The organism is Pontimicrobium sp. IMCC45349, from assembly GCF_047219225.1.
GTDB lineage: Bacteria > Bacteroidota > Bacteroidia > Flavobacteriales > Flavobacteriaceae > IMCC45349.
In genome coordinates this window covers 1,730,266-1,752,635 of sequence record NZ_CP178208.1, presented here as the reverse complement: position 1 = coordinate 1,752,635, position 22,370 = coordinate 1,730,266, and the positions used below count along the sequence as shown (strand labels likewise).

Below are 22,370 nucleotides of genomic sequence, written 5' to 3'. Positions count from 1 at the left end.
CTCACGATAGTTTAGTTAATGATTTCCAAATATATATATAACTCAACATTTCTTTTATTATTTTTGCAAAAAAAATATTTGTGATGGAAAAAATTAACGTTTCAATACAAGAAACTAATAATCCTAAAATTATAAAATTCGAAACAAATAAGTTCTTAACATCGTATGAGAGCTTCGAATTTAACAATATAGATGATGCAAACAACTCTCCTTTAGCTCAACAGCTATTTTACTTACCGTTTGTAAAGAAAGTATATATATCAAGTAATTTTATAGCTATAGAACGCTTTGACATTGTTAAATGGAAAGATGTTCAAAATGAAGTTTTAGAACAAATAGACAGCTACTTAAACAATGGAGGTTTAGTAATAATTTCTGAAGAGAAAAAGAAAATACCTATTACTGTTTATGCTGAAAGCACTCCTAATCCGAGTGTTATAAAATTTGTTACAAACAAAAAAATTGTAACAAGCATGTATGAGTTTACCTCTATTGATGAAGCTAAATTATCTCCATTAGCAACTGAATTATTTCATTTTCCATTTGTAAAAAGTGTTTTTATAGATGAAAATTATGTTTCAATTACAAAATATGACGTTGCCGAGTGGAATGATATTACCATAGAACTTAGAACTTTTATTAAAGAGTTTATAGAAAACGGTAAAGAAGTTGTAACCGCAGATGCACCTCAAAAACTTCATAAAACTCAAAAAGATTTAGATAAAAACTTTGATGCTCTTGACAATACTTCTAAAGAAATCATAAATATTTTAGAAGAGTATGTAAAACCAGCTGTTGCTAGCGATGGAGGTAATATTCAATTTGAATCTTATGATGAAAATTCTAAAAAGGTTAAAGTAATACTTCAAGGCGCATGTAGTGGTTGCCCTTCTTCAACATTTACTTTAAAGAATGGTATTGAAAACATGTTAAAAGAAATGCTAAAAGACAAAGTAGAGACAGTAGAAGCTATTAATGGTTAAATTAAACCATCAATTATAATACTTTATTAAAGCGTTGAAAACCTCAACGCTTTTTTTACACTCAATTTTGTACTTTTGATTTATGCAAAACAAATTATTAATACTATTAATTTTAGCTATTGCGGTTAGTTCATGCAAAAGTAAAACTTTAAAAGAAATGAACCATAAATATACTAATGCTCTTGTAAATGAAACTAGTCCTTACCTATTACAACATGCACATAACCCCGTAAATTGGAAAGCTTGGAACGATGAAACACTTGCTGAAGCTAAACAAAAAAACAAACTTATTTTAATTAGTATTGGTTATGCTGCATGCCATTGGTGCCATGTAATGGAACATGAGAGTTTTGAAGACTCATTAGTTGCTAAAGTAATGAATGATAACTTTATTAATATAAAAGTAGATAGAGAAGAACGACCAGATGTAGATCAAGTTTACATGAATGCTGTACAACTAATGACTGGGAGTGGAGGATGGCCTCTTAATGCAGTAGCTTTACCAGATGGTCGACCAGTATGGGGAGGTACTTATTTTAAAAAAGAACAATGGATAAAAACTCTTACTCAAATAGTAGACATTTATAATAATGATCCACAAAAATTAAATGAATATGCTAGCAGATTAGAAGAAGGAATTAAATCTTTAGATATTGTTAATTTAAATACCAATGACGCAAAATTTGAGCAAACACAAATTAATGAAGCTATTGCAAATTGGTCTAAACGTTTCGACTATCAAAAAGGCGGTACTACAAACGCTCCAAAGTTTATGATGCCAAACAATATTCACTTTTTATTACGTCAAGCATACCAGAATAATGATATTGAACTTCAAAATTATGTAAATAACACTTTAACCAATATAGCTTATGGAGGTGTTTACGATCAAATAGGAGGCGGTTTTTCTCGTTATTCAGTTGATACAAAATGGCATGTTCCACATTTTGAAAAAATGCTTTACGACAATGCTCAACTAGTAAGTTTGTATAGTGACGCTTATCTTATTACTAAAAATCCTTTATATAAAAATGTGGTTTTAGAAACCCTTGATTTTGTTAAAAGAGAATTAACTCATGAAGAAGGTACATTTTACTCATCCTTAGATGCCGACAGCACTACTCCTGAAGGCAAATTAGAGGAAGGTGCATTTTACGTTTGGACTAAAAAAGAATTAGAAACACTATTACCTGAAGACTATAACTTATTTGCCGACTACTACAACATCAACAATTATGGGTTATGGGAACATGGGAATTATGTATTAATCAGAAAAGCCTCTAACAAAGAAATAGCAGAAAAGTATAATTTATCAATAGATGAATTAACAAATAAAATTTCTCATTGGAAGACCTTATTATTAAAGCATAGAGAGAAGAAAGACAGACCACGTCTTGATGATAAAATATTGACTTCGTGGAATGCCTTAATGATAAAAGGATATGTAGACGCATATCGTGTTTTTGGAGATGATACTTTTTTAAATAGCGCTATAAAAAATGCTGAATTCATTATAACTAAACAACTAAAACCTGATGGTGGTTTATTTCACAATTATAAGGAAGGAAAAAGTACAATTAATGGCTATCTAGAAGATTATGCTGCCACAATCGAAGCTTTTTTAAGTTTATACGAAAGCACTTTTGATGAAAAATGGCTGAATAATGCACGCAATTTAACCAACTATACTTTTGATCACTTTTTTGATGATTCTAGTAAAATGTTCTTTTTCACATCAAATGAAGACACTTCGTTAGTAACTAGAACTATTGAATATAGAGATAACGTAATTCCTGCAAGCAATTCTATGATGGCTAAAAGTTTATTTAAATTATCACATTATTTTGATAATGAAGCTTATGCTAATACTGCTAAAATAATGCTAAACAATGTACTTCCAGAATTATCACAATATCCTTCTGGTTTTTCTAATTGGTTAGACTTAAAGTTAAATTATACTCAAAAATATTATGAAGTTGCCATAGTTGGTAAAGACGCTAAAAATAAAATTTCTGAATTAAACAAAACATACCTACCTAACAAACTTTTGATTGGCAGTACATCAGAAAACAATTTACCACTGTTAAAAAATAGATATGTTGACGACAACACTTTAATTTACGTATGTGTAAACAAAGCTTGTAAATTACCTGTTACTGAAGTAAACGACGCAATCTCACTAATTAAATGATTTTAATAACTAAAATACTTATAAGCATTGTTGCAATAGAGCATATTTACTTTTTAATTTTAGAAATGTTTTTATGGACTACTCCAAAAGGTATTAAAACATTTGGATTAAAATCTAAAAAATTTGCAGAAGAAACTAAGGTTTTAGCTGCAAACCAAGGACTATATAATGGCTTCTTAGCCGCAGGTTTAATTTTAGGTCTAATTACAAATAATATAACTATTATAATTTTCTTTTTAAGTTGTGTGACCTTAGCTGGAATTTATGGGTCTTACTCTACAAAAAAAATAAAGTTATTTTATGTTCAAAGCATACCTGCAATAATTGCTTTGTTTTTATGTTTATATAGTTTAATAAACTAACTTTTTTTACTTTTACTAAAAAATTACAAAAAAATTATGAAAAAAATTCTTTTATCTTTATTTAGCTTTACTATTTGCTCCTTATCTTTTTCTCAAAGCATTGCTTTTGCTGATGGAAATGCAACATATGGACGTGAAAATAGCTTCATTACAATTGACGCAGACACAAGTTATGATGTTGAAGGGTCAAAATATTTAACTGACTCTTATCAATTAGCATCTATATCAACAATGCCTGACAACCTTTTCAAAGTAAAATACAACATTTTCAGTGGAGAAATGGAGGTTGAAAGTCAAAACAATAAAGCTTATGCTTTAAACAAATACAGAAAAGATATTGTAATAACATTTATCAATACTAAAACTAGCTTTAAGCTTTTTGATTACATTGACGATGATGGCAATAAAAGAACTTCTTATTTTTCAATTTTAAAAAGCTCTGGTGATAATACCATCTTAAAAAAGCAAATTATTATTTTTCAAGAAGAAAAGTTTTCTAAAACTGGTTACGACGAACACAAACCACCTCAATTTAAAAGACTAAAAGACAGAACTTATATTAAAGTTAAAGATAACATGGCTGTATTAATGCCAAAGAACAAAAGTAAATTTGCAGCTCTTTTTCCTGAATCAAAAGATGATATTTTAAAGTTTATCAAGAAGAATAAAATAAAACTAAGTAAAGATTCAGATTTAGTAACACTAATAGAGCATATAAACACTCTTTAATTAAAAACCCTATATTTCACTAAAAATGGAATACATCGAAAATTTATGGAGCTTAATATTAGAGTATTCTCCTAGAGTTATAACTGCTTTAGTTATACTAATCATTGGCTTATTTCTTATAAGTATTATGATGAAAATGACTAAAAAAGTCATGAAAAAAAGAAATGTAGAAATTACACTTCAAAAGTTTTTACTTAATCTATTAAGTTGGGCTTTAAAAATATTGTTATTTGTTATGGTTGCTGCTAAGTTAGGTGTTGAAACAACATCCTTTGCCGCAATTATTGGTGCTGCTGGTTTAGCTATTGGTTTAGCTTTACAAGGATCTTTATCAAATTTTGCTGGTGGTACTTTAATCATGATTTTTAAACCTTATAAAGTTGGAGACTTAATCGAAGCTCAAGGTGAAATAGGAACAGTAAAGGAAATTGAAATTTTTACAACAAAATTAATTGGAGTTACTAATAAAGAGATTATAATTCCTAATGGATCTCTATCTAATGGAAATATTATTAATTACAGTTCTCTAGGAACAAGAAGAGTAGATTTAGTTTTTGGTGTTAGTTATGATGCAGACATTAAAGAAACCAAAAATGTTTTAATGAATGTTTTAACATCTAACCCAAAAGTAATTAACACCCCAGAACCAACTGTAAATGTTGTTGAATTAGCAGATAGTTCTATAAATTTTGCAGTAAGACCATGGTGTAAATCTGAAGATTATTGGGATGTATACTTTGAAGTAACAGAAGCTACCAAAGAAGCTTTAGATAAAGCAGGAATTGAAATTCCATATCCACACCAAGTAGAAATACATAAAGAAGCTTAAACCTTTGGTTTTGGCTTTAATGCTATAAAATCCTTTAAATAATAAGGTTCAAAATAGGCGACATCTTCGATGTCGCTTTTTTTATACTTATTATAAGCTAGCATACTCATTTCGTTAGCCGATGGTAACTTACCTTCAACAAAAACTGCATTTGGGTGATTAATTAACATTTTTGTTTTTTCTATACCATTCCCTACAAAAAAAACTTTTCCTTGCTCTAAATATTCGACAAATGATAATTCATCTAAAATTTGAGCTTGAATCTCTCTAATACTTTTAAACTCATCATCAAAAACAGCAGAATATACTTCCATACGTCTTGCGTCTAGCATTGGTATAATAACACCTTTATTAGTTTTTACTTGATGTGCTAAAGCTTCTAATGTCGAAATTGAAATCAAAGGTTTATCTGCCGAAAAACACAAGCCTTTTGCAGTAGAAACACCAATACGCAACCCTGTGTAAGAACCAGGACCTTTACTTACTGCAACAGCATCAATATCCTGCAATAACATTTCTGCTTCTTTTAGAACCTCATCAATGTAAACATGAAGTCGCTCTGCATGCGAATAATCTTTACTATTATCTTCTTTTAAAACCAAAGTCTCTCCTTCTTTTGAAAGAGAGACTGAACAATTGGTTGTAGACGTTTCTATATTTAGTATATAAGCCAAGTTATAATGTAATTTGTTTTCCCATGTAAAAGTCTAAAACTTTTGTCTTAAAAACAAAATCATATTTAGCATTTAATAATGAAGATTGTGCATTTACAAAACGTACTCTTGCTTGTTCTAAATCAAAAGCATTCATAGCACCAATATTATAACGCTCTTGAGCATTATTAAAAGATTCTTGTTGAGAACTAAATGACTTTTGCGCTGCCTCATAAGATCTTAAAGCAGCTCTAGCATCTGTAAAAGCTCTTTGAATATTTGATTCTAAATCTAACTTCGTTTGTTGTAAAGTTAATTTAGAATTCTCTTCTCTAATTTTTGACTTAGCAACATTTACATCATTTCGAAAACCTGAAAAAATTGGAATGTTTACACCAACATTAAAGAAATGAGACTTTTGATTATTTAACTGGTTAAAGAACGTATCTTCACCATCTTGTAAATTAGTATAAAAAGCATTTGACCCTAAGCTATAACCTCCAGTAACACTAGGATAATAACCAGATTTTGCAATTTTTGTATCTAACTCTGCACTTTCAATCATCATTTCTGCCATTTTAACTTCTCCTCTATTCTCTAGAGCATAACTTAAAACATCATCAATTTTATCATACATAATCTCTAACGAAGGATCTTCAAGTTCTAGGATTTCCACCTCAAATCCATCAAAAGGTAATTGTAATAATTGTGAAAGCGTAAGTAAGGCTAAATTATAATCATTCTCGGCACTAGTAACACTTTGCGCATCTGTACTTAAAGTAGCTTCAGAATCAAAAATATTTGCTCTAGGCTGAACTCCTGCATCCACTAATTCTTTAACTTGTTTCAACTGTTTTACAGAAAATTCATATTGAGTTTTAGCTATTTCTAAACGCTCTTTAAACATCAAAATATTAAGATATGCTACAGCAACATCTAAAGACATATTCTCTTTAACCTGATTTAAATTAACACTATTAAAATCATATGTTAACTGCGCCTGTTTATATTGATTTTTAATACGAGAACCATTGTAAATTGTTTCTGAAAGAGACAAACCAAAATTAGTACTATTTGCAGTTCTATCTACAAACTGCCCAGGGAAAATTTCTGCATTCCCTAAAGTTAAGCTATGACCTGCACTACCACTAATACTTGGTAAAAACGCTCCTTTAGCTGAAATAATATCTTGTTCGTTTAACATTAAGTTATTCTCCCCTTGTCTTATCGAAATATTATTTTCTTGAGCGTACATAATACACTCTTGTAATGTCCATTTTTTTTGAGCAAAACTTGAAAAGCTTAATGCTACAAACAAAAGAAGTGTTAATGCTTTTATGTTAGTCTTCATCATCATTGTTTTCATCTTTAGCTTTGTTCCAAACTTTAATTTTATCTTCTTCTTTTACACCTTCAGTAATTTCAATATTAATTCCATCAGATAAACCTGTTTCTACATCCTTCTTTTCAAAACTACCATCTTCCTTTTGTAACTCTACAAATGGTTTTTCTGTGATTCTATTAAACTGAAGTAAAGATTCCTTGATTACTAAAACACTATCTTTGCTTTCAATTTCTATCTCAGCATTTGCACTATAACCTGCTCTAATATTAGTGGATTCTTCTACAGAAACATCAGCCTTAATTGTAAACTGAACAGCTCCATTTTCCTCAACTCCTTTTGGAGCCACAAATGTTAATTTAGCTGGAAATTCTTTTTCATTAATAGCTCCTAAGATTACCGAAATTTCAGTACCTTCTTCTAGCTTTCCTACTTCTGCTTCATCAACCTTTCCTTCAAAAATCATTTTCCCCATATCTGCAACTGTAGCAATAGTTGTTCCAGCGTTAAATGTATTACTTTCAATAACTTGATCACCTTCTCTAACTGGAATTTGAAGTACAGTACCAGAAATTTGAGCAATAATATTTGTATTAGCCGAACTACCTCCAGATAAAGATCCTTGCTTAATGATTTGATAATCATTTTGAGCCTGTGCTAAACTTTCTCTAGCTTGGTTATAGCTTAGCTCACTGTTTTCAAAATCTTGTTTAGAAATTACACCTTTTTCAAATAATGTTTTATTTCTAAGATATAAGGTTTCAGCATTTTTAAAAGATAGTCTTGCAGTATTAATTCTACTATTAGCACTAACCAAACTTTGCTCGTTTGGTACTACTCTAATTTTTGCAATTAAGTCCCCTTTTTGAACTAAATCACCTTCTTCTACTAGAATTTCATCAACAATTCCAGAAATTTGTGGTTTTAATTCAATCTCTTCTTCTGGATTTAACTTTCCAGTAGCGACTACTTTTTTATTAATTGAAGAATAAAAAGGTGATTCTACCTTAAACTCTTCTATATCTTTAGAATTAGCGTCTTTAAAATGCTTCAATACAAATAGTAAGGCTACTATTAAGACAATTCCAATAATGATTTTTACTGATTTCTTCATTTTTAATTGATTAGTTTTTTTATTCTTCTCTTAATGCTTCTATTGGTTTTATACTTGTAGCCTTAAATGCAGGAATTAATCCTATCAATGTCCCTAAAGCTACCAAAATTACTAAGGCTATAAATACTACACTTATGGTTACTGAAGCGTTTACAAATGTTGCATCATCACCTTGACCAGCAAGCTTATCTATAGCTATTAATATCCATCCTCCTGAAATAATTCCAGCTACACCAGCAATTATGGTAATAAAAACAGCTTCTACAACAATTTGCCTTTTTACTTCAAAAGGCGTTGCTCCAAGGGCACGTCTAACACCAATCTCTTTTGTACGTTCTTTTACTGTAATTAATAGTATGCCTCCAATTGCAAATACTCCAGCTATTAACGTTGCTATTCCAACAAACCAAGTTAAAAATTGCATTCCTGTTAAGAATCCTGTCATTCTTCCAAAGGCATCTCCTAAATTAAAACTACCAAACGCACGTTTATCGTTAGGATGAATTTTGTTTAAGTTTTTCAACAATAATTTAGCATCAGCTTCAATTTGTTTGATATCAAATTCTGGTTTCCCAGTAATCATCATCCAACCTATTTGGTCACCTTGATTATAAATTTGCTGAAATGTTGAAAAAGGTATATGTATATCGCTTGAAGGCCCCATATTTACATTAGATTCTTCAAACACTCCAATAACAGTAAAGTTTATTCCGTTAATTTCAATATACTCTCCAATTGGCTTTACATCTTTCTCAAATAACTGTTTATATATATCTTCTGATATTACAGCTGACTTTTTATTCTCATTGATATCGTTTTGATTAATAAAACGACCATTTAATAATTTCTTTTTTTGAACAACATCTAATAATGGATAATCGCCTGCTACACTATAATTTCCAGATAGTGTTTTTCTAGATACAAAGCCTTGATTTTGGTTTCTAGGAACTACAAACTCAATCCCTTCAATATTTTCTTCAACACGTTTAGCATCAGATAATGATAAGCGCACTGCTTTTCCTTCTTGAAAACCTTTAAATGGTTTACTTGTAGATTGTCCCCAAATAAAAACACTATTAGTAGCGAAATTTCCAAAAAGGCGATTAAAAGAATTCTCAATTCCTTTAGCTGAACCAAGCAAGCCTATTAAGAGTAAAATTCCCCACCAAACACCTACCATTGTCAAGATAGACCTCAACTTATTTTTATTAAGGCTATCCCAAACTTCTTGCCACGTATCTCTATCAAATAAAAATCTAATCATAACTAATCTGCTCTAAGTGCGACAATAGGTTTAATTCTTGCTGCTCGTTTAGCAGGTAAATATCCAGCCAATGAACCAGCAAGTATCAATGTTATAGTTGCTCCTATAACTAATGATTGACTAACACCTGGGTTTTTAATAAAATTCTCTTCTAAAACTGGAGTAGCCCATTCTAGAATTCCAGTTCCAATTAATAATCCTAAATAACCTGCAAAAGCAGTTACTAATATAGATTCTAAAAGAATCATCCTAACTATAGTACTAGGTTGAGCTCCTAATGCTTTTCTAATACCAATTTCCTTAGTACGTTCTTTGACCACAAAAATCATGATATTACTTATACCAACTACACCTGCAATAAGAGTTCCAAGTCCTATTACAAAAATGATGATTCCTAATCCATTCATCATTTGGCTTACACCCTTTGTTTGACTTGCCATATTAAACACTCGAACAGCTCTTTGATCACTTTTAGCTACTGAAAAACGTTGCTTTAATTTTTTTTCAATATCTAAACCAAAACTAATTGCTTGGTCGTGATTCATTTTTGGATTATAGGTCAAGTTTATTTGATCTAAATGATCATTATTACCATATACTTGTTGTGCTGTAGTAACTGGCATATAAATAAGTCGTTCTTCATTATCTCCACCATCATCTGAAAATACACCTACTACTTTATATTGAATTCCACTTAGATTGATATATTTTCCAAGTGCAGTAGTTTTTAAAAATAAGTCTTCCTCAACGAGCCTTCCAATTACAACCACCTTAGTTCTTTCTACTAAGTCGTTTTGATTAATATAGCGACCATTATCAATTATTGTACGTTCTAGGTATTGATGATCAGGATGTACAGCTCTTACTGTATAACTATTTTTCTCATTTCTAAAAGAGGCATTTACACCTTTATATATTCTAGCAGTAATATATTCTATTCCATCTGAGAAATCTTCTTTTATATAATCGAAGTCTTCATTTTTGAATTGAATTTTTCTACCAGCTTGTAACCCTTTATGCGCTTTGGTAGTTTGTCCTGCTCTAATAAAAATTGCATTATTAGCATCATCAGCAAAGGCTTCGGCAAATGTGTTTTTCAAACCGTTTGCAATACCAAAAAGTATAGCAAATAGCATAATAGCAAAAGACACCGTAAAACCAGATAAAATACTTCTAGTTCGGTTTTTATTTATACTTTGAAATATTTCGCGCCAAAGATCTAAATCAAACATATTGTGAAGCTCTTACTTGTTCAACTTTTTTATCTTCCATAATAACACCATCACGTAATCTCACTACACGTTTACACATTTCTGCAATATCTTCTTCGTGAGTTACAATCAACAACGTTTTTCCTTCGTCATTTAATTCTTGAAGGAATTCCATAATTTCGTATGATGTTTTAGTATCTAATGCTCCAGTAGGCTCATCAGCCAAAAGCAGTTTTGGATCTGCTGCTAAGGCTCTTGCTATTGCTACACGTTGTTTTTGTCCACCAGAAAGTTCATTTGGTAAATGGTGAGCCCAATCAGCTAATCCAACTTTACCTAGGTGAAACATAGCATTTTTTTGTCTCTCTTTTCTACTTTGCCCTTGGTAATATAGGGGTAAAGCAACATTCTCTAGTGCATTTTTATAGTTTATCAAATTAAATGACTGGAAAATAAATCCTAAAAATTTGTTTCTATAAACTGCTGCTTTCTTTTCGGTTAGGTTTTTAATTTCTACACCATCTAAAACATATTCTCCAGAATCTGCTTCGTCCAAAATTCCAATAATATTTAAAAGTGTAGACTTTCCAGAACCAGAAGAACCCATAATAGCAACCATCTCTCCACTTTCAACAGACAGATCAATTCCTTTTAAAACATGTAAGCTAGAGTCACCTATAGGATAGGATTTATGAAGTTGGTTGATTTTTAACATAGTTAGTGTTTTAAGCTGTTGATTTATAAAACAACACCTATTAGACTGTAAAAGAAAGATTTTGTTACAAACGAAGTTGTAATAAAATGTTAAAATTTTAAGATTTAGTCTTTAACTTTCTATAAATAAAGTACCCTAAGCCACCAATTAAAATATATGGAATTGCCATTAAATATATAATTCCGTCGTTAATACCTTTAGCAGCTGTTTGCCCTTCTTCACTTTCAAGAACAGCTCTACACATAGCACATTGTGCATTTGAATTAACAAACACAACAAACATAATTAAGGTAAGAACAATTTTAGATTTCATGCTAAATGTAATATGGTGAGATCATTATATATACTACTACACCTGTTATAGCTACATATAACCACAATGGGAAAGTAATTTTTGCTATTTTTTTATGACGCTCAATATTGTTAGTAATAGCTCTTACATAAGTGATTAACACGAAAGGAATTACTACAATAGAAAGAACAATATGAGTAATTAAGATGAAATAGTAGAAGTACATTACAATCCCTTCTCCTCCATACTTAGTAGAATCACTTGTCATATGATAAGCTACATACATTACTAAAAATAATGTTGATAAGATTATTGCAATCTTTATTAAACGTTCGTGTAGCTTTATATTCTTATTTCTGATAGCTATAAAAGCCAATACCAAAACAAAAGAAGTAATAGCATTAGTAGAGGCATAAATTGGCGGTAAGAATGTTAAAGGTTCAACATCAAAGCCTAAGCGTCTTAAATTTATTCCAAAAAGTGCTGCAACAGCTAACGGAATTGCTACAGATAGAATTACTATCCACTTATTATACTTCTTTTCAGCTTCTATCTTTTGATTCATTTTCCTTTATTCTTTTAATAATTTTGCGATATCTTCCTTTAGCATTGTAATTTCTTGTTCGGCACCATCCTCATCGTACTTTTCTACTTCACTAACTATTCCTTTATAGTATATTTTTGGGTTTCCAAAAGCATCTGTTCTTGAACGAATGAATCCATTTTTATCTATCAGTGCAAAATTTCCAGAGTGCTCAAATCCACCTGCTGCTTCATCATCCTGTGCTGCATATAAATTAAAACCTACGTTTGCTAAATCATAAATAGCGTCTTTATCACCAGTCATAAAATGCCAATTAGGGTTAGTTACTCCATATTGTTCAGCATATGCTTTAAGTACTTCTGGTGTGTCATTATCTGGATTAATAGTGAACGAAGCAATACCAAAGTTTTCTAAACCATTAAAACTATCCTGAATATCTACCAAGTTTTTACTCATTCTTGGACAAATAGTTGGACATGTAGTAAAGAAAAACTCTAACACATATACTTTTCCTTCGTAATCTTTATTTGAGATTAACTTGCCATCTTGATTTACAAAACTAAAAGCTGGCACTTTTTTAGCTTCTCCATTTATTTCAATAAATGAAAGTGCTTCTCCACCAGTTTTTATTGTATTACTTGTAGATACATTTTTACTTCTACTTTCATCTCTTGTAATATCATTTTGACCTATTCGATCAACGATTCTAGGTATAAAAATAATTCCAAATACAAGAATTATTAAAGCAATACCAACATATGAATAATTAGTTTTCTTCATTTCCTTTTAAATCATCTGCTCTACGAGTTGTAGAATTAAAATCACCTTTTCTTTTTTGTCTATATTCTGTAAAAAGGATACGCATGTCTTCGCTCATCTTATTTTTAAGCTCTGCAACTTCTATACAATTATAGGTACTCATTCCATATATTGGAAAATTCTTAGCTACTTGCGGTTCCGTTCTATCATCAATTCGTCCTCTTTGATTTAATTCTTTATCGATAATAAAAATATCGTCTGTAGCTAAATTAGCATCTAGGACAGTACTAAACTTAAGACTATTATATAACTTACTTATTTCATCCTTTGAACCAAACACAAATTTCCAATACTTAAGCTTTTCATATTTGTATAATTCCTTTTCCAAAGCTAACAACTCATCCTTTGCCTCATGTGGAAGTACAATTACAACTTGAAAGCGTTTAAAGCCCATAAACTTATCATAAACAAGTTCTTTTAAGTTTAACGCTGTTGTAGCTTTACTCATCGGCTTCTCACCCAAAAAACCAAGTACTGTAATATTATCTTTAAGCATTACTAGCTCATCATCATTAGATGTGAAATTACTTAAGTCTAAAACATTTTCTCTAACAATATCTAAAGCATTGTAATTATGCTTTGAAGGGTACAGAAATAAAAGGAAAATTACAGGAAGAAAAAATAATATTCCTAAAACAACTGGTTTTTTATATTTCATGATTTGCATGGTGCAAAAATAAAAAAAGGCGGTTTTAAAACCGCCTTTTCTTTATAATTTTAACTTAATTAAAAGTCTCTTGTAATAAATCCATTTTTGTAAACAGCATCTACATAACCACCTTCTTGTAATAAGATGAAAATTAAGTAGCAAATTAAAAATACACTTGTCCAAACAACTACACGACGTAGCGATTTAGTTTCATCTCTCATATGCATGAAATCCCAAGTGATATAATAAGCTTTTACAATTGTAAGGATAATGAATATCCAGTTTAAAAGTTTCATCCCTAAAACCTTAGCCATTAAAGCTTCTGGTTTAACTATACCTAATGCAACTTCAATAGCTGTAACAATAGTTAATAGTATTAAAACTCCCCAAATTTTTTGAGTATTAGACTTAAACTTAACTAATCCTCTTAATATTTCTAATTTATGTGCGTGATCTGCCATTTTATAAATTTTATCTAATTAAACAAGGTAGAAGAATGTAAATACAAATACCCAAACTAAATCTACGAAGTGCCAGTATAATCCAACTTTCTCAACCATTTCGTAGTTCTTTCTTTTTTCGTAAGTACCAAGAATTACATTAAAGAAAATAATAATATTAATTACTACTCCAGACAATACGTGGAAACCGTGGAATCCAGTAATAAAGAAGAAGAAGTCTGCAAATAATGGCGAACCATATTCGTTTGCTTGAAGATTAGCACCTTCTACTACTATCTTTCCATTTTCTTTAATTTGCTTAATAGATTCTGCTCTTGACAATACTGTTTTGTGTCCTTCAGCATTAATCATTTGCGTTCTCACTAAAACATTTTCATGAGACTCTAAACCTTTAAGTACTTCTTCTACAGTGTAAGTTGGTAATGTAGGCTCACTTTTAAACCAAATACCTTCTTTACTTTGATGTTGTGTTCTTTCTTTGTGCTCTGCAACAACAAAATCACCTAAAGCTACTCTTTTACCATCAGTATCTACAAATTGAAGAATGTTACCTCCTTTTGTTTGCACAGCTCCATAATCTCCTTGAATGAATGTTGCCCATTCCCAAGCTTGTGAACCAACGAAAATTACACCACCAATGATAGTTAAAAACATGTACCATGTTACTTTATTCTTTTTCATTTGGTGTCCTGCATCTACAGCTAATACCATAGTTACAGAAGACATAATAAGAATAAAAGTCATGAAAGCCACATAATACATTGGGTAGTTACCGTGAAAAAACGGAACGTGTGTAAATACCTCATCAGCTATTGGCCAAGAGTCAATAAATTTAAACCTTGAAAAACCATAGGCTGCTAAAAATCCTGAAAATGTTAAGGCATCAGACACGATGAAAAACCACATCATCATTTTACCATAACTTGCTTTAAGAGGTTGGTTGCCTCCTCCCCAAGTTTTACCTTCTGCTCCAGTACTTACTGCTGTAGTATCCATAAAAGAATTTTATTTTTAGAATTGCACAAAAATAATCAATTTATTTATTTAAAGAAATATAAAAAGAAAAAGAGGTATAACCATAAAACATCTACAAAATGCCAGAAGGTAGAAGCGAGTTCTAACCCTAACATTTTAGAGGCATTATACCTTTGATTAAAATGATTATAAATTACTACAAGTAAACAAATTAAACCTGCAACTACGTGTAAAATATGTACTATTGCAATCACATATATATAAGACATAGTAACGTTACTTGTAGGTCCTGTAAAATTGTATCCAGCTTCAATTATTTCTCCAAATCCAGCAAATTGTGAGTAAACAAATGCTATTCCAAGCACAAAAGTCGTCAATAAAAGAGCAGTTGTTGCATTTCTATTATTAGCTTTTAATGCTCTTTTTGCCATAAAAAGTGTAATACTACTAATCACTATTAATACTACACTAATTGTAAATGCATTTGGCAATTTAAAATCTGCTAACCAATCTTCTCTAGTACTACTAACAATAAATGCACTAGTTAAACCAGCAAAAGACATTATTAAAGATACAATTCCAAACCAAAGCATCATTTTTTTGGCGCGATTGTTTTTCTCTTCTACTGTTCCTTGAGTTAAATCCATATTATCTAATAAACTTATCTAAAACGTATATAATTTGTATAAGTGTAATGTAAATTACACTAGCAAGCATTAACTGTCTTGCAGCTACTACTGTCATTTTTTTAAAGAGTTGGAATGCGTAATGTAACATTACTAAACCTGCTAGAAACACCAAAACTGCTCCTACTATTGTTAGCTGCAATTTCCCAGTAAATCCAAACACAGGAATAATAGACACTATAATTGTCCAAACCGAATATAAAATTGCCTGTAAAGCAGTTCCTTTATCTTGTTTACCTGTTGGCAGCATATTAAATCCTGCCTTTTGATAATCTTCATGTAAAAACCAACCAATAGCCCAAAAGTGTGGGAATTGCCAAAAAAACTGTAGCATAAATAAAGTTCCAGGTTCAATACCAAAATCGTTAGTAGCAGCAACCCATCCCAACATAAAAGGAATAGCTCCTGGAATAGCTCCAACAAATACTGATAGTGGTGTTTTTGTTTTTAGTGGTGTATAAGCACTTGTATATAGAAATATAGAAATGGCTCCAAACATAGCTGTTATAGGATTGATGCTGTACAAAATAGCGATACCTAATACAGTTAATACACAAGCTAAAATAAAAGCAGTAGTGACAGAAAGTCTTCCAGAAGGAATTGGTCTGTTTTTAGTACGCTTCATTAAAGCATCTAAATCACGCTCAATAATTTGATTAAACACGTTAGAAGCCCCAACCATAAAATAGCCTCCAAAAGCTAATAAAACAAGTGTTGTTATCTCTATAGTTTCGGCTCCTAATAAATAGCCTGCTAAAGAAGAGAACACTACACTTAATGACAGTCCCATTTTAGTTACAGCTTTTAAATCTGATAACTTAGAACTAAAAGAATTAGAAGTATTTATAGTACTTGACATGAGTTTTTGTTAGCGCTTAGCTTTTACGCGTGCAAAGATACTTTTAAAATACGTTTTGAGCAATCTAAACTCTAAGTAATTACATTAAGGTGTTTCAACGTAAGTTTTAGTATATTTAAAAGACTATTCACCAAAATAAAACACTATGCATCGCCTTACACTATTATTTCTCATAGGATTTTCAACTACTATAAACGCTCAGCGTTTTAAAGACGTTACTATTACTACCGAAAAACTCACAGAACATATTTATATGCTTAAAGGAGCTGGCGGAAATGTTGGAGTATCTGCTGGTGAGGATGGTGTATTTGTTATTGATGACCAATTTGCTGAATTAACAGACAAAATTTTAGCAGTCATTAAAGATATTAGCGATAAACCTATACATTATGTAGTTAATACTCATTGGCATGGTGATCATACTGGAGGCAACACCAACATGACACATCAAGGTGTGAAAATTATTGCGCATGACAACGTACGTAAACGATTAGAGGAAACACCTAAACGTGACAATACTATGCGTTCTAAAGAAGCTTTACCTGTGATTACTTTTAACGATAAGCTTAGTGTTTATATGAATGGTGAACAGGTATATATTTTTCATGTAGCGCATGCGCATACTGATGGCGATTCATTGCTTTACTTCACCAAAAGCAATGTATTACATACTGGAGACACATACTTTCAAGGTTGGTATCCTTATATAGACTTAAACTCTGGAGGTAGTGTTAATGGTTATATTGCTGCTGTAAAAAAAGGATTATCGTTAATTAATAATGATACTATCATTATTCCTGGTCATGGAAATATTTCTAACAAAAAAGAATATACTACTTACCTAAACATGTTAGAAACTCTAAAAACCACCATTTTATCTGAAATTAAAAAAGGACAAACCGAAGAACAAGTAGCCACTAATTCTGAATTAACAAAAACCTTTGATGACTTAGGTTATAGCTGGAATTTTATAAACTCAGAAAAAATACGTCGTACTTTTTACAAGAGTTTGAAGTAAATTATTAAAAATCGAAATACCAATTAAATAAGTCTGTCTTTAATCCTAAGCTAAACCATACAGTATTATTACTAAAAGTAGTAGCTGTAGTAGCATTTGGATTAAAATTTCTATAACTTAAATAGGCGAATAGTTTTAGGTTAGTAGCTGGATTTACTAAATAACCCGATTGCAATTCGGCATGAAAAGTATTTGTTTTATTACCCTGTCCAATTTCAACTCCAGTATCAAAAGGTCTTTCATCATAATCTCGATAAATATCACCTCCATAGCTAAAGCCATCTTCTTCAGTGTTAAAATCTAAACCTCTCGTTCCAAATACTATTTTAGCATCGGCAAACCAACGTCCATAATGGTAACGTGCAATAGCAATAGCTTCACTAAAGTTAGCTCCCCATAAGTGTGCCATAGCTTGGTTATTATGTGCATAATTTAATGATACTGTATTATGTGAGTATGTATATGGTCTTACACGATTATACTCTAATTGTAGCATTAAATTGTCTACCTTAAAGACATTAAAGTATTTTGCTCCTATTTGATAACCATATTTATTTTTCCAACTTTTTTCGCCTCCTTTTATATCATTTAAAGAAAATTCATCTAAAATAAACTGTCCATAGGTATAAAAGTTGTCATTAACCTTATATTTAGCCGAAGCTCCTAAAATGGCATTTCCAGCATCCTGACCAGTTTCAAATTCAATAGCTCTATAGAAAATAATTGGGTTTAAATAATTAATATCAAAACCTCTATTATCATTTTTCACCCACATTACAGACTCAAATAATCCTAAATTAAATTTTTTAGAAACATTCCAGCTCAAATAATGATTAGCTATATATTTTGTTTGATAAGCACCATCTACTTGAACTTCTGGTCTAATATCTTTTAACCACATCCATGTATTGGTGTATTTAATTTTCCAAAATTTTGTATTTAACTTTAAAAAAGGATATGGGCTTGTTACATCACTTTGTAATAAAGAGCGGTAACCATCACCTATAAAGTTTTTACCATGTCCAAACTGAACATTAAATGCTTTTGATGGCGCATAGGACAAATATGCTTCTGCTACAGGATAATCGAAAGCATCTGTTTTAAAACGTTTGGAAATACCTCTTCCTGGAACTACTCCTATTTCATTTTCAGATCCAGGTTGCCCTAAACTCTCAGTATATTGATTAAAATATTGAGCAAAGCGTCCTTGACTCTCGTAAACCGATGTTGAAAAACTTAACTTTTCACCCACACCACCTTGAAAAAGTAATCCTCTAGTATTATTAAATGTTGAGTTAAAATCTGCATCAGTGTCTTTACCTACTTGCAAATCAAAAATAGGATCTACTGTAAACCAATATCCTTTTCCTTGAACAGCAACCATACGCTCATTAAACAACTTGCGTTGCCACCATCCTTTTGGCTCCTTTAATAATTTATCTTTTTCAGACTTTAAATCATAATACTCAGCAACATCTGCATATACAAACGGCTTTGAACCTGTATGACTATTAGCTCCTACAACATTCATACTCCTATCAAATCTTGAATATGCTTGATGTACAAATGGAATGTTTAACTGACTATTATACTCTAAATCTTCATAAGGAATAATGTTTTTATTAAGGCTATCTAACTCTGTCTTCGCTGCTTGTTCTAATAATGATAATTCCTCATTAGGATTTTTAGTATTTATATCTTCAATTGTATTATTATAAAGATTTGGCGCATCTAAAGGCACATTAATTTGATAAGTATATTGTTTGTAAGTAGGATTACCATTATACGTTGCTGGTTTTATTTTTGGCAATTTGGAAAAAACACGCTGAACTTCTTCTTTTACCTCTTTGTAAACAGCATCTACATACAACACTTTAAAATTACCTTTGGCATCAACTTCAAATAAAATTACTGCTTGTCCTTTATAACTCTCATCACTAACAATTTGTGGCACCTTAAAGTTACTATATACAAATTGTGACAATTGATTATAAAAACATGATTTAAGATTGTCAATTGGTTCGTTTTCACATTCTGGAAATACAGGAAGTTTTTCAAATTGAGGTAAATCTTGTGCAAATAATTGGAACTGAACACATACTAATAAAAGTAGGAAGAATTGCTTCATCTTAAATAGGTTACTTTTTGATTGGTGAAAGATAATGCTTTTTTAACAAGGGTTAAACAAAAAAACCACTATCCAATAGCTGAATAACGGTTTTAAAAATAATTAAAATAAAATCTATTGTACTTTAAATACTATAGGCAATGAATAAATTACTTCTACATTTTGATCTCGTTGCTTACCAGGAATCATTTGCGGTATTTTACCAATAACCTTTGCAGCTTCCTTTTCTAATCTTGAATGAGGTGCTCTGGCTTTAATATCAACCACATTTCCATTCTTGTCAATTTTAAATTGTGTTTGAATAACTTGCCTTCCTGTTAATCCTAAATCTGCAGCTAAGTTTGTATTAAACTTTCTATTTATATGCTTAGCTAACTTCTGCTCCATACATTTTTTCCTATCCTTGTTAGTTTTCTTCTTTTCACAACCTGGAAATATTGGAACATTTTCTACTAAGGTAAAATGTACTGGCGCTTCTTCATCAATTTCAATAACATCATCCATAGCATCTGGATCGAACTCGCTAACATCTACTGTTGGCGCTTCAGTTACTAAAGCTGCAACTACATCTGGAGTGTCATCTTCTACAATTTTTGGATCAATAACTATAGTAGGCTTTATTTGCTTCTTTTCTACCTTTGGAGCTTGCTCTTCATATATTACATACTTCTTTGTTTCAGCAGTAAATACATCTGGCTCTTCAAGAGTTACTAATGTTTTTTCATTTGGAATACTTACTTGAAAATTCATTTCAAAGAGTGCATACGTAGCAAGTAATGTTAAAATCAACCCAACCTGAAAGTAGAGGGTTGAGTTTTTTTGTAAATTTACATCATGCTTGTGTGGTTTTTTTTCACTTTGCTCGTTCTGACCAACGAGTTTGTGATTTTTCTTAAAAAAATTCATAATTATTATTTTAAAATGTTAATGTTATGAATAAAACACAATAAGCATACCAAAAAAAATCCCGTTACATATGTAACGGGATTTTAACTATATAAAAAGTTTATTTTTAGTCTTGTACTTGAAAAACTATTGGTAAAGAGTAAGGTACAATTACAGCTTTTCCTCTTTGTTTACCAGGTTTCATTTTAGGAAGTAAATTAATTACTCTAGCCGCTTCTTTTTCTAATCTTGGGTGTGGCGCTCTAGAACGTACTCCCATAACGTTACCATTTTTATCAATCTTGAAAATAACACTAATACGCTGTCTTCCTGTAAGTCCTAAATCACCAGCTAAGTCTGTATTAAATTTCTTTTGTACAAATTTTGTGATTTTTTCAGACATACATTTTCTTTTCTCGTTGTTACTCTTTTTCTTTTCACAACCAGGGAAAACAGGTACGTTTTCAATTACAGAAAAAGGTACTTCAATATCTTCTTCTACTTCTTCAACTTCTACTTCTTCAACCTCAACAATTTCTTCTTCTTGATCTGTTTCAGTAGATTCGATTACAGTTTCCTCAATCTCTTCTTCATCCTCAACAATCTCAATTACTTCAGGAGCTGCTGGAGGTGGTGGAGGTGGTGGAGGTGTTTGAATTTGCTCAGTGATTGGAATTTCTTCATCTAATTCGTCATCAAGATTAAGTTGTCCAATATCAACAGCTTCTTTATCGTACGTTTTATAATTAATTGTATTGTACGTAAACAATAACATTAATGCTAGACCAACTGCGAAATACACAGAGCCATTTCTACTTACATCTGCTTTAGGATTCTTTTTAGGTTCCATAATTTAAATAGTGTTTCAAGAGTGGTAAAATAACCAATTATTTGCTAAAAAAACAAGGGTTTATATGTTTTTAACGATAACTTCTCTTTTTATATTAATAATTAATGCCATAATTACTACTCCTAGGCTATTTGCTAAGATATCATATACATCAGCAATTCTGGAAGTAGATAATTGTCCTTGTAATACCTCAATAATTGTACCATAAAACAAAACAATTAATGAAGAAACCAATAAACTTTTTTTAAAATTAGACTTAAATATAAAAAGAAACCATAATAACATCAATAATCCGTAAGCTAAAAAATGGAAAATTTTATCGTCGAAACTCGAACCAATATCTGGTAATTCTCCAATATTAGCTAAACTTAGTATTGCTATTAAAATGGTGTATCCTATTGTAATAATAGGTATGCTTTTTTTAAGCACCTATTAAAGCTTTATAATCATTGGCAGATAAAAGCTCGTCTAATTGCGATGCGTCACTATATTTCACTTTAATCATCCAACCTTCTCCATAAGGGTCAGAGTTTACTTTTTCAGGCTCATCCTCAAGAGCTTCATTAAACTCAACAATTTCACCATCAACAGGTAAAAATAAATCTGATACTGTTTTTACTGCTTCAACAGTTCCAAAAACTTCTTCAGCGTCAAGTGTTTCATCAACAGTTTCAACTTCTACATAAACGATGTCTCCTAATTCGCTTTGAGCAAAATCTGTAATTCCAATAGTTAAAGTATCTCCATCTACTTTAACCCATTCGTGATCTTTAGTGTATTTTAATTCTGAAGGAATATTCATAATAAATGT

General features: G+C 30.8%; 25 protein-coding genes. 6 read left to right on the top strand and 19 right to left on the bottom strand.

What is annotated here, in order from left to right; all coding sequences use genetic code 11:
- Positions 1-83: 83 nt before the first annotated feature.
- From ACLII3_RS08165 to ACLII3_RS08145, 5 genes are all read left to right on the top strand, one after another.
- On the top strand, positions 84-983 hold the full coding sequence (locus ACLII3_RS08165) for a NifU family protein (protein ID WP_412983743.1): 900 nt from the start codon (positions 84-86) through the stop codon (positions 981-983).
- Between the two features lie 157 nt (positions 984-1,140).
- Positions 1,141-3,174, top strand: a complete 2,034-nt coding sequence (locus ACLII3_RS08160; protein WP_412983742.1) for a thioredoxin domain-containing protein — start codon at positions 1,141-1,143, stop codon at positions 3,172-3,174.
- Complete coding sequence (locus tag ACLII3_RS08155) at positions 3,171-3,536, top strand: DUF1304 domain-containing protein (protein WP_412983741.1); 366 nt, start codon at positions 3,171-3,173, stop codon at positions 3,534-3,536. The genes ACLII3_RS08160 and ACLII3_RS08155 overlap by 4 nt, the downstream gene beginning before the upstream one ends.
- Positions 3,537-3,572: 36 nt before the next feature.
- Positions 3,573-4,265: a hypothetical protein gene (locus ACLII3_RS08150; protein WP_412983740.1), complete on the top strand. Its 693-nt coding sequence runs from the start codon at positions 3,573-3,575 to the stop codon at positions 4,263-4,265.
- A 25-nt stretch (positions 4,266-4,290) separates the two neighbouring features.
- On the top strand, positions 4,291-5,094 hold the full coding sequence (locus tag ACLII3_RS08145; protein WP_412983739.1) for a mechanosensitive ion channel family protein: 804 nt from the start codon (positions 4,291-4,293) through the stop codon (positions 5,092-5,094).
- On the opposite strand, the gene tsaB is transcribed toward ACLII3_RS08145, so the two are convergent.
- The 14 genes from tsaB to cyoE form a co-directional block, all read right to left on the bottom strand.
- The gene (gene tsaB / locus ACLII3_RS08140; protein ID WP_412983738.1) at positions 5,091-5,768 is read right to left on the bottom strand and encodes a tRNA (adenosine(37)-N6)-threonylcarbamoyltransferase complex dimerization subunit type 1 TsaB; all 678 of its coding nucleotides are present in this window, start codon (positions 5,766-5,768) and stop codon (positions 5,091-5,093) included. The two genes, ACLII3_RS08145 and tsaB, sit on opposite strands and share 4 nt — an antisense overlap.
- Position 5,769: 1 nt before the next feature.
- Positions 5,770-7,098, bottom strand: a complete 1,329-nt coding sequence (locus tag ACLII3_RS08135; RefSeq protein ID WP_412983737.1) for a TolC family protein — start codon at positions 7,096-7,098, stop codon at positions 5,770-5,772.
- On the bottom strand, positions 7,088-8,203 hold the full coding sequence (locus ACLII3_RS08130; protein ID WP_412983736.1) for an efflux RND transporter periplasmic adaptor subunit: 1,116 nt from the start codon (positions 8,201-8,203) through the stop codon (positions 7,088-7,090). Before ACLII3_RS08130 ends, ACLII3_RS08135 begins: the two co-directional genes overlap by 11 nt.
- A gap of 19 nt (positions 8,204-8,222) precedes the next feature.
- Positions 8,223-9,467 carry an ABC transporter permease gene (locus tag ACLII3_RS08125; protein ID WP_412983735.1) on the bottom strand — a complete coding sequence of 415 codons (1,245 nt, stop codon included), beginning with the start codon at positions 9,465-9,467 and terminating at the stop codon, positions 8,223-8,225.
- Between the two features lie 2 nt (positions 9,468-9,469).
- Positions 9,470-10,699 carry an ABC transporter permease gene (locus ACLII3_RS08120; protein WP_412983734.1) on the bottom strand — a complete coding sequence of 410 codons (1,230 nt, stop codon included), beginning with the start codon at positions 10,697-10,699 and terminating at the stop codon, positions 9,470-9,472.
- Positions 10,692-11,393 (bottom strand): ABC transporter ATP-binding protein, encoded by a 702-nt coding sequence (locus tag ACLII3_RS08115; RefSeq protein ID WP_412983733.1) that lies wholly within the window; start codon positions 11,391-11,393, stop codon positions 10,692-10,694. The genes ACLII3_RS08120 and ACLII3_RS08115 overlap by 8 nt, the downstream gene beginning before the upstream one ends.
- Positions 11,394-11,490: 97 nt before the next feature.
- Complete coding sequence (locus ACLII3_RS08110; RefSeq protein ID WP_412983732.1) at positions 11,491-11,706, bottom strand: hypothetical protein; 216 nt, start codon at positions 11,704-11,706, stop codon at positions 11,491-11,493.
- A 1-nt stretch (position 11,707) separates the two neighbouring features.
- Positions 11,708-12,250, bottom strand: coding sequence for a DUF420 domain-containing protein (locus ACLII3_RS08105; RefSeq protein WP_412983731.1), 543 nt, complete (start codon positions 12,248-12,250; stop codon positions 11,708-11,710).
- 6 nt (positions 12,251-12,256) lie between these two features.
- Positions 12,257-13,009, bottom strand: a complete 753-nt coding sequence (locus ACLII3_RS08100) for an SCO family protein (RefSeq protein ID WP_412983730.1) — start codon at positions 13,007-13,009, stop codon at positions 12,257-12,259.
- Positions 12,996-13,706 (bottom strand): hypothetical protein, encoded by a 711-nt coding sequence (locus ACLII3_RS08095; RefSeq protein WP_412983729.1) that lies wholly within the window; start codon positions 13,704-13,706, stop codon positions 12,996-12,998. Before ACLII3_RS08095 ends, ACLII3_RS08100 begins: the two co-directional genes overlap by 14 nt.
- A gap of 68 nt (positions 13,707-13,774) precedes the next feature.
- Positions 13,775-14,158, bottom strand: a complete 384-nt coding sequence (locus tag ACLII3_RS08090; RefSeq protein ID WP_412983728.1) for a cytochrome C oxidase subunit IV family protein — start codon at positions 14,156-14,158, stop codon at positions 13,775-13,777.
- Between the two features lie 18 nt (positions 14,159-14,176).
- A complete protein-coding gene (locus ACLII3_RS08085) occupies positions 14,177-15,154 on the bottom strand; it encodes a cytochrome c oxidase subunit 3 (protein WP_412983727.1) in 978 nt (325 codons plus the stop codon).
- A gap of 44 nt (positions 15,155-15,198) precedes the next feature.
- Positions 15,199-15,780, bottom strand: coding sequence for a heme-copper oxidase subunit III (locus tag ACLII3_RS08080; RefSeq protein ID WP_412983726.1), 582 nt, complete (start codon positions 15,778-15,780; stop codon positions 15,199-15,201).
- A gap of 1 nt (position 15,781) precedes the next feature.
- Positions 15,782-16,678, bottom strand: a complete 897-nt coding sequence (cyoE, locus tag ACLII3_RS08075) for a heme o synthase (RefSeq protein ID WP_412983725.1) — start codon at positions 16,676-16,678, stop codon at positions 15,782-15,784.
- Between the two features lie 145 nt (positions 16,679-16,823).
- Between cyoE and ACLII3_RS08070 the strand changes: the two genes are divergently transcribed.
- Positions 16,824-17,696, top strand: coding sequence for an MBL fold metallo-hydrolase (locus ACLII3_RS08070; RefSeq protein WP_412983724.1), 873 nt, complete (start codon positions 16,824-16,826; stop codon positions 17,694-17,696).
- Positions 17,697-17,700: 4 nt separating this feature from the next.
- Here ACLII3_RS08070 and ACLII3_RS08065 read toward each other — a convergent pair whose 3' ends face one another.
- The 5 genes from ACLII3_RS08065 to gcvH form a co-directional block, all read right to left on the bottom strand.
- Positions 17,701-19,824 (bottom strand): gliding motility protein RemB, encoded by a 2,124-nt coding sequence (locus tag ACLII3_RS08065; protein WP_412983723.1) that lies wholly within the window; start codon positions 19,822-19,824, stop codon positions 17,701-17,703.
- A 114-nt stretch (positions 19,825-19,938) separates the two neighbouring features.
- A complete protein-coding gene (locus ACLII3_RS08060; protein WP_412983722.1) occupies positions 19,939-20,730 on the bottom strand; it encodes an energy transducer TonB in 792 nt (263 codons plus the stop codon).
- A 106-nt stretch (positions 20,731-20,836) separates the two neighbouring features.
- The gene (locus ACLII3_RS08055) at positions 20,837-21,559 is read right to left on the bottom strand and encodes an energy transducer TonB (protein WP_412983721.1); all 723 of its coding nucleotides are present in this window, start codon (positions 21,557-21,559) and stop codon (positions 20,837-20,839) included.
- A 60-nt stretch (positions 21,560-21,619) separates the two neighbouring features.
- Positions 21,620-21,988 (bottom strand): VanZ family protein, encoded by a 369-nt coding sequence (locus ACLII3_RS08050; protein WP_412983720.1) that lies wholly within the window; start codon positions 21,986-21,988, stop codon positions 21,620-21,622.
- Complete coding sequence (gene gcvH / locus ACLII3_RS08045) at positions 21,981-22,361, bottom strand: glycine cleavage system protein GcvH (RefSeq protein WP_412983719.1); 381 nt, start codon at positions 22,359-22,361, stop codon at positions 21,981-21,983. The genes ACLII3_RS08050 and gcvH overlap by 8 nt, the downstream gene beginning before the upstream one ends.
- Positions 22,362-22,370: the final 9 nt, after the last annotated feature.

What these genes read in the sequence shown, in the direction of transcription:
- ACLII3_RS08165 (WP_412983743.1), top strand. Translation starts at nt 84, where the DNA reads ATGGAAAAAATTAACGTTTCAATACAAGAAACTAATAATCCTAAAATT.
- ACLII3_RS08160 (WP_412983742.1), top strand. Translation starts at nt 1,141, where the DNA reads ATGAACCATAAATATACTAATGCTCTTGTAAATGAAACTAGTCCTTAC.
- ACLII3_RS08155 (WP_412983741.1), top strand. Translation starts at nt 3,171, where the DNA reads ATGATTTTAATAACTAAAATACTTATAAGCATTGTTGCAATAGAGCAT.
- ACLII3_RS08150 (WP_412983740.1), top strand. Translation starts at nt 3,573, where the DNA reads ATGAAAAAAATTCTTTTATCTTTATTTAGCTTTACTATTTGCTCCTTA.
- ACLII3_RS08145 (WP_412983739.1), top strand. Translation starts at nt 4,291, where the DNA reads ATGGAATACATCGAAAATTTATGGAGCTTAATATTAGAGTATTCTCCT.
- ACLII3_RS08135 (WP_412983737.1), bottom strand. Translation starts at nt 7,098, where the DNA reads ATGAAGACTAACATAAAAGCATTAACACTTCTTTTGTTTGTAGCATTA.
- ACLII3_RS08130 (WP_412983736.1), bottom strand. Translation starts at nt 8,203, where the DNA reads ATGAAGAAATCAGTAAAAATCATTATTGGAATTGTCTTAATAGTAGCC.
- ACLII3_RS08125 (WP_412983735.1), bottom strand. Translation starts at nt 9,467, where the DNA reads ATGATTAGATTTTTATTTGATAGAGATACGTGGCAAGAAGTTTGGGAT.
- ACLII3_RS08120 (WP_412983734.1), bottom strand. Translation starts at nt 10,699, where the DNA reads ATGTTTGATTTAGATCTTTGGCGCGAAATATTTCAAAGTATAAATAAA.
- ACLII3_RS08115 (WP_412983733.1), bottom strand. Translation starts at nt 11,393, where the DNA reads ATGTTAAAAATCAACCAACTTCATAAATCCTATCCTATAGGTGACTCT.
- ACLII3_RS08110 (WP_412983732.1), bottom strand. Translation starts at nt 11,706, where the DNA reads ATGAAATCTAAAATTGTTCTTACCTTAATTATGTTTGTTGTGTTTGTT.
- ACLII3_RS08105 (WP_412983731.1), bottom strand. Translation starts at nt 12,250, where the DNA reads ATGAATCAAAAGATAGAAGCTGAAAAGAAGTATAATAAGTGGATAGTA.
- ACLII3_RS08100 (WP_412983730.1), bottom strand. Translation starts at nt 13,009, where the DNA reads ATGAAGAAAACTAATTATTCATATGTTGGTATTGCTTTAATAATTCTT.
- ACLII3_RS08095 (WP_412983729.1), bottom strand. Translation starts at nt 13,706, where the DNA reads ATGAAATATAAAAAACCAGTTGTTTTAGGAATATTATTTTTTCTTCCT.
- ACLII3_RS08090 (WP_412983728.1), bottom strand. Translation starts at nt 14,158, where the DNA reads ATGGCAGATCACGCACATAAATTAGAAATATTAAGAGGATTAGTTAAG.
- ACLII3_RS08085 (WP_412983727.1), bottom strand. Translation starts at nt 15,154, where the DNA reads ATGGATACTACAGCAGTAAGTACTGGAGCAGAAGGTAAAACTTGGGGA.
- ACLII3_RS08080 (WP_412983726.1), bottom strand. Translation starts at nt 15,780, where the DNA reads ATGGATTTAACTCAAGGAACAGTAGAAGAGAAAAACAATCGCGCCAAA.
- cyoE (WP_412983725.1), bottom strand. Translation starts at nt 16,678, where the DNA reads ATGTCAAGTACTATAAATACTTCTAATTCTTTTAGTTCTAAGTTATCA.
- ACLII3_RS08070 (WP_412983724.1), top strand. Translation starts at nt 16,824, where the DNA reads ATGCATCGCCTTACACTATTATTTCTCATAGGATTTTCAACTACTATA.
- ACLII3_RS08065 (WP_412983723.1), bottom strand. Translation starts at nt 19,824, where the DNA reads ATGAAGCAATTCTTCCTACTTTTATTAGTATGTGTTCAGTTCCAATTA.
- ACLII3_RS08060 (WP_412983722.1), bottom strand. Translation starts at nt 20,730, where the DNA reads ATGAATTTTTTTAAGAAAAATCACAAACTCGTTGGTCAGAACGAGCAA.
- ACLII3_RS08055 (WP_412983721.1), bottom strand. Translation starts at nt 21,559, where the DNA reads ATGGAACCTAAAAAGAATCCTAAAGCAGATGTAAGTAGAAATGGCTCT.
- gcvH (WP_412983719.1), bottom strand. Translation starts at nt 22,361, where the DNA reads ATGAATATTCCTTCAGAATTAAAATACACTAAAGATCACGAATGGGTT.